This is a genomic window from uncultured Oceanicoccus sp., from assembly GCF_963968385.1.
Classification (GTDB): domain Bacteria; phylum Pseudomonadota; class Gammaproteobacteria; order Pseudomonadales; family Dasaniaceae; genus Oceanicoccus.
Genome location: NZ_CAXAHB010000004.1, coordinates 48,842 through 55,080, shown reverse-complemented (window position 1 = coordinate 55,080; position 6,239 = coordinate 48,842). Strand labels below are relative to the sequence as shown.

Annotated in this window: 5 protein-coding genes; 3 read left to right on the top strand and 2 right to left on the bottom strand. The window is 47.0% G+C overall.

All coding sequences use genetic code 11. The features are described from left to right. Window positions 1-77 precede the first annotated feature (77 nt). Window positions 78-2,126, bottom strand: coding sequence for a methionine--tRNA ligase (gene metG, locus AACP44_RS01125; RefSeq protein ID WP_339338163.1), 2,049 nt, complete (start codon window positions 2,124-2,126; stop codon window positions 78-80). Window positions 2,127-2,305: 179 nt separating this feature from the next. Here metG and apbC point away from each other — a divergent pair, with 179 nt between their 5' ends. Further along, complete coding sequence (gene apbC, locus AACP44_RS01120; RefSeq protein WP_339338161.1) at window positions 2,306-3,400, top strand: iron-sulfur cluster carrier protein ApbC; 1,095 nt, start codon at window positions 2,306-2,308, stop codon at window positions 3,398-3,400. A gap of 46 nt (window positions 3,401-3,446) precedes the next feature. Here apbC and AACP44_RS01115 read toward each other — a convergent pair whose 3' ends face one another. After that, window positions 3,447-3,920, bottom strand: a complete 474-nt coding sequence (locus AACP44_RS01115; protein ID WP_339338159.1) for a cytidine/deoxycytidylate deaminase family protein — start codon at window positions 3,918-3,920, stop codon at window positions 3,447-3,449. Window positions 3,921-4,073: 153 nt separating this feature from the next. On the opposite strand from AACP44_RS01115, the gene AACP44_RS01110 reads away from it, so the two are divergent. Next, window positions 4,074-4,832, top strand: coding sequence for a sulfite exporter TauE/SafE family protein (locus tag AACP44_RS01110; RefSeq protein WP_339338157.1), 759 nt, complete (start codon window positions 4,074-4,076; stop codon window positions 4,830-4,832). A 227-nt stretch (window positions 4,833-5,059) separates the two neighbouring features. Continuing rightward, window positions 5,060-6,184, top strand: coding sequence for a beta-ketoacyl-ACP synthase III (locus tag AACP44_RS01105; RefSeq protein ID WP_339338155.1), 1,125 nt, complete (start codon window positions 5,060-5,062; stop codon window positions 6,182-6,184). Window positions 6,185-6,239: the final 55 nt, after the last annotated feature.

The window sequence follows — 6,239 nt, the reverse complement described above, 5'->3', positions numbered from 1 at the left end:
ATTGTCATTGTCATTGTCATTGTGCTAGATCGACCAAGTGCTAGATCGACCAAAAGTGTCTTTCGGCTCGCCATAGATTACTGTATTTTCATGCCGGCTTTGGCGCCTTTGTCAGGCTCCAGCAACCAGATATCCTCACCACCGGGGCCTGCGGCTAATACCATACCTTCGGAAACGCCAAATTTCATTTTTCGAGGTTGTAAGTTGGCGACCATAACCGTGTGCTTGCCGATTAGATCTTCCGGCTTATAGGCGGCTTTAATGCCGGCAAAAACCTGCTTGCTGCCTTGATCACCAAGACTAAGTGTTAGTTGCAGTAGTTTATCTGCACCGGCAACGGCCTCGGCGGCAATAATTTCAACCACCCGTAAATCCACCTTGGCAAAATCATCAAATTCGATGGTGGCCGGAGCATCATTGTTAGCCGGTTTTGTCTTTTTGGATTTTTTTTCGGCTGTAGCACTGGCAGTGTCTTTGCTGGCTTCAATCATAGCGTCGACCTTGTCTTTATCGATACGAGTCATTAGCGGTTTAAATGGTTTGATTTGGTGATTGAGTAGCGGCTCGATAGTTGTTTGCCAGGCTAAATCGGCATTCAAAAATTGGCAAGTTTTATCAGCGGTTACAGGTAACACCGGCTTAAGATAAATCATAATCAAACGAAATAAATTGACGCACTGTGAGGCAACCGCGATCACTTGCTGTTCTTTGCCCGCTTCTTTGGCCAGTTTCCAGGGTTCCTGACTATCGAAGTATTCGTTAGTGGCATCGGCAATAGCCATAATTTCACGGATGGCTTTGCTGTATTCTCGCTGTTCATAAAGCGCGGCAATGGTGGCGCTTTTGGCGACCGCATCTTGCCACAGTTTTTTGTCGGCCAACTCAGCTGACATCACGCCGTCACTACCTTTGCTAATAAACTTGGCAGAGCGTGAAGCGATATTGACCACTTTACCGATCAAGTCTGAGTTAACCCGCTGTACAAAATCTTCGAGGTTTAAATCAATATCATCAACCGAAGCCGAGAGTTTGGCGGCGTAGTAGTAACGCAGATATTCGGCATCCAAATACTCTAGATAAGTTGATGCTTTAATAAACGTACCGCGAGATTTTGACATTTTCTGACCGTTAACGGTGACAAAACCATGCGCATATATTGCTGTGGGGGTGCGGTATCCTGCTGAGTGCAGCATGGCCGGCCAAAACAAACCGTGGAAGTTAATAATGTCTTTGCCAATAAAGTGATAGAGCTCGGTATCGGCATCTTCTGCCCAGTAATCATCAAAATTGATGCCGGCTTTATCGCAGTAGTTTTGGAAGCTGGCAATATAGCCTATCGGTGCATCCAGCCAGACATAGAAGTATTTTCCCGGAGCATCGGGAATTTCAAAACCAAAATAGGGGGCATCGCGGGAAATATCCCATTGTTGTAGGCCGGCATCCAGCCATTCGCCCAATTTATTGGCAATTTGAGTCTGCAGGCGGCCGCTTCGGGTCCATTGTTTCAGCATATCCTCAAACACCGGCAAGGTGAAAAAGTAATGCGTTGAGGCTTTTTCTACCGGTGTCGCGCCAGAGATGGCTGATTTGGGATTGATTAAATCGGCTGGGCTGTAGGTTGCACCGCAAACCTCACAGTTATCACCGTATTGATCTTCGGCTTTGCATTTTGGACAGGTGCCTTTGATATAGCGATCTGCCAGAAACAGTTCTTTTTCGGGGTCATAGAGTTGGCTAATTTCGCGGCTGACAATATGACCATTATCGCGCAGTTTTTTATAGATCAGTTCCGAGTAATGCTTATTTTCTTCGGAGTGCGTGGAGTGATAATTATTAAAATTAATTAAAAAGCCCGCCAAATCTTTCTCGTGCTCAGCCTGCACATTGGCAATTTGTTGCTCCGCAGTGATGCCATTTTTTTCCGCTGTCAGCATAATCGCGGTGCCATGAGCATCGTCGGCACAGACGTAGATACATTCGTTACCTTGTTGCTGTTGAAAGCGCACCCAGATATCGGTCTGAATAGTCTCCAGCAGATGACCTAAATGCAGGGAACCATTGGCATAGGGCAGGGCGCTGGTAACCAGCATTTTGCGTGCAGTTGCAGGTGATGATGTCTGTGGCATAACCGTTGTAAAGAAGTCTGTGTTTTGAGGTGGCTTTAAAGAGCGCTACTATAGCCTTTTTAAGCTGACTTTTCATCCACTTGACGTGGCTAAGTCGATGTTTCATTTATTATTTTTTGTCCCTTAGGTAATAACCAAGTAAAATACTTGGTTTTGATTGAATGCTTTGTGGAGAAAGTATGTCTGAAGTAACGCAGGTTCAGGTAGAGGAAGCCCTGCAGCAGTATGTAATTCCCCACCTGAATAAGAATATATTGGCGGCTGATGTGTTGAAGTCAATCACCATTGATGGCGCTATGGTGACCATCGTGATTGAGTTGGGTTTTGCTGTGGCCTCTATTAAGGCCGCGATGCAAAAGGCAATTATCGCGCTGGTCCAACAAATTCCCGCTGTGCACAATGTCAGTGTTGACATCAGCTGGACTATTGCTGCTATCAAGAGTCAGCCAGATATGCGCAGTATGGGTAAGGTAAAAAACATTATTGCGGTAGCCTCGGGGAAAGGCGGGGTTGGCAAATCAACGACCTCAGTGAATTTAGCGTTAGCGCTGGCCAAAGATGGCGCCAAAGTCGGTTTGTTAGATGCCGATATCTACGGCCCTAGCCAGCAAATGATGTTGGGTGTGGACAAAGACGCCAGGCCCGAATCAGCCAATCAGCAGTTTTTATTACCCATTGAGGCCCACGGTTTAAAGACTATGTCGATGGGTTATTTGGTGACGGATAAAACCCCGATGGTTTGGCGCGGCCCTATGGCCGGTGGTGCGCTTAACCAGTTATTGGCGCAAACCCAGTGGGGTGAATTGGATTATTTGATTATTGATATGCCACCGGGAACCGGCGATATTCAGTTAACGCTTTCGCAAAAAGCCGCGGTGGCCGGTGCAGTGATCGTCACTACGCCTCAGGATATTGCTTTAATGGATGCGCAAAAAGGTATCGAGATGTTTACCAAGGTCGAGGTGCCGGTACTGGGTGTGGTAGAAAATATGGCGATGCATATCTGTAGCCAGTGCGGCCATCAGGAGCATATTTTTGGCGATGGCGGTGGCAGTCGTATTGCGCAAGCCTATCAAGTGCCGCTATTGGGCTCTTTGCCGTTGTCGCTAGCCATTCGTCAGCAGGTTGATGCGGGTGCGCCGACCGTTGTGGCTGAGCCGGATAGTGATGAAGCTTTGATTTATGCTGAGATCGCAAGGGATATGGCAGTGCAACTAGCCAGTCAGGCTAATGCCGGGCCAGCTTTTCCTAATATCGAGATTAACAACGATTAACGGGTATTTTATTCGCGCGGGGCGGCTTGGTTTTGCAGCCACGACGTTACTGATGGTCGTAGCTTTCAACGGTGTTGTCGAGTACCACCATAGCTACGCCAGCCTGTCTAAACATATCTCGTGTTTCTTGAGCAGCATGATACAGCGACTTAGCCACTACCTTTTTAATGCCGCAGCTAATAATTAACATAGCGCAAACGCGGCAGGGTTCCATCTTGCAATAAAGCGTGCTGCCCTCCAGTGAGATACCATGCTTGGCCGCCTGGCAGATAGCATTTTGTTCGGCGTGGATGGTTCGCATACAGTGTTGGCGAGTAGTGCCATCGTCATCGATGACTTGTTTCATCAGATGGCCGACTTCATCGCAGTGGGGTAAACCGGAAGGAGAGCCGACATAGCCGGTGGAAATAATACGTCTGTCTTTGACAATAATGCAGCCTGATCTGCCGCGATCACATGTCGCTCGCTTGCCGACAGTGTCCATCATATCAATAAAATAATTATCCCAGTCTGGTCTCATGGTCTTAACAGCCTATTGGTAATGTGGATAGGGGATTAATCGCCGACAGTATAACAGTTACTTATGCTGTCGCGCTTGTTAAGATTGGCTGCGGTTCAGCCTAGTATGGGGTGATTGTTTAAATGATTTTTTGTGCTGGAAAGAGATAGTTAAATGGATATTGCCTTAGAGCATATTTTACTACTGCTTATTACCGGTCTCTTGGCGGGGGTGATCAATGTCTTGGCAGGCGGTGGTTCCAATTTAACGCTGCCGGCATTGATGGTGATGGGGATGCCTGCCGATATCGCTAACGCGACCAATCGTGTTGCAGTGGGCTTGCAAAATGTTGTGGCGATACGCAGTTTCCATCAATACGATAAATTACCCACGGATGATCTGGGCGCTATTTTAATACCGACCTTAATCGGAGGTTTTTTCGGTGCTATTGGCGCATCCTATGCGCCGGAATGGATATTAAAGCCCTTGTTACTGGCGGTGATGATTACCATGACGATCATTATGCTAGTCAAACCGAGTGTTATATCGCCGCCGCCCGGCACCATTGCCCATAAAGTGAAAGAAAAACCCTCTTCTTGGTGGTGGTTGGCTGGGGCGGGTTTTTATGCCGGTTTTATTCAGGCAGGTGTGGGGTTTATTTTGATCACTGCCTTGGCCGGTGTGCTGCGCTATGATCTGGTGAGAACTCATGCCTTAAAAGTGGTTTGCGTTTTGTTACCCACCCTTGTGGCTCTGGCTGTCTTTACTGCCAGAGGTCAGGTGTTATGGATTCCGGGCTTGATTTTGGCTGCTGGCAGTATGGTTGGCGCCTACCTTGCGGTGAGATTTGCTATTACTGCCAAGACTTCAACCCTCAAGTGGTTTTTATTGATTATGACCCTCTGTGGCAGTGCGGCAGTGTTATGGTTTTAAACAAGCCTGTGTTAGGCTGTGCTGGCATTATAAAAAAAGTAATAGTGATGCCATATTCGTTTTCATCGGGGTATCGAGGTGTCACAACACGCCCAAAATTTAATAAGTATTATAGAGGGCAACTGAGTATGCCCATCAACAGTGACTTTTTTATTGTAAAACGGTAAGCTTGCCGCCTAATTTGCAGGCTATAAAGCCTTTCTTCTCTTTTAACTGGAATCAACTCTATGCCAAACTCAGTTGTTATAAGTGGCACCGGTTTATGGAATCCTCCCCATACCATTAGCAATGAAGAATTAGTCACCGCCTATAACGCTCATGCTGACCAGTTCAATGCAGATAATGCCGCTGCGATTGAGGCCGGAGAGCTTGCCGCCAAACCCCATTCCAGTGCAGAATTTATTGAAAAAGCCTCCGGTATTAAAAGCCGCTTTGTCTATAAAAAGGACGGCATCCTCGATATTGAGCGCCTGCGCCCCAATATTCCTGAGCGTGACGACGATGAGTTATCGGATCAGGCAGAGATCGGCGTTAATGCTGCCAAATTGGCATTGGCTGCCGCCAATAAATCCGCTGCTGATATCGATGCAGTGATTGTGTCCTGTGCTTACACCCAGCGTTCATACCCCGCTATCGCCATCGAGATACAGCAGGCACTGGCTATAGAAGGTTTTGGTTTTGATATGTTGGTGGCGTGTTCTGCGGCCACCTTTGGTATTCATCGCGCTTATGAAATGGTTGCTGCCGGTACCGCCAAATCGGTATTGGTGATTAATCCGGAGTTGACCTCACCACAGGTCAATTGGGGTGACCGCGATAGTCACTTTATTTTTGGTGATGTGGGTATGGCCACCGTGGTGGAGTCCGCTGAAACCTGCATCTCGGACCATCGCTATGAAATTCTCAGCACCAAAGCAGTGACCAGTTATTCTAATAATATTCGCTCCAATTTTGGCTATGTGAGTCGCGCCAATGATGCTGACCCTTATTCAGCGGATCGATTGTTTCATCAAAATGGTCGCAAGGTGTTTAAGGAAGTGTGCCCAATGGCGGCTAAACATATTACCGAGCATCTGCAGTGTCATCAGCTAAGCTCCACTGATATCAGTCGTTGGTGGTTGCATCAGGCAAATATCAACATGAACTTATTGATTAGCAAAAAATTATTGGGACGTGATGCCACGCCTGAAGAGGCGCCGATTGTTTTGGATCGTTATGCCAACGCCGCATCAGCGGGATCATTGATCGCTTTTAATTTACACCACGAGGATCTACAGACTGGTGATTACGGTGTTATTTGTTCCTTTGGTGCGGGTTATTCCATAGGAAGTTTAGTGATTCGTAAGGGCTAACATATTTGTTTAAACCATCGTTACTAAAAGTTTTTACTCATAATTTAATAATAAA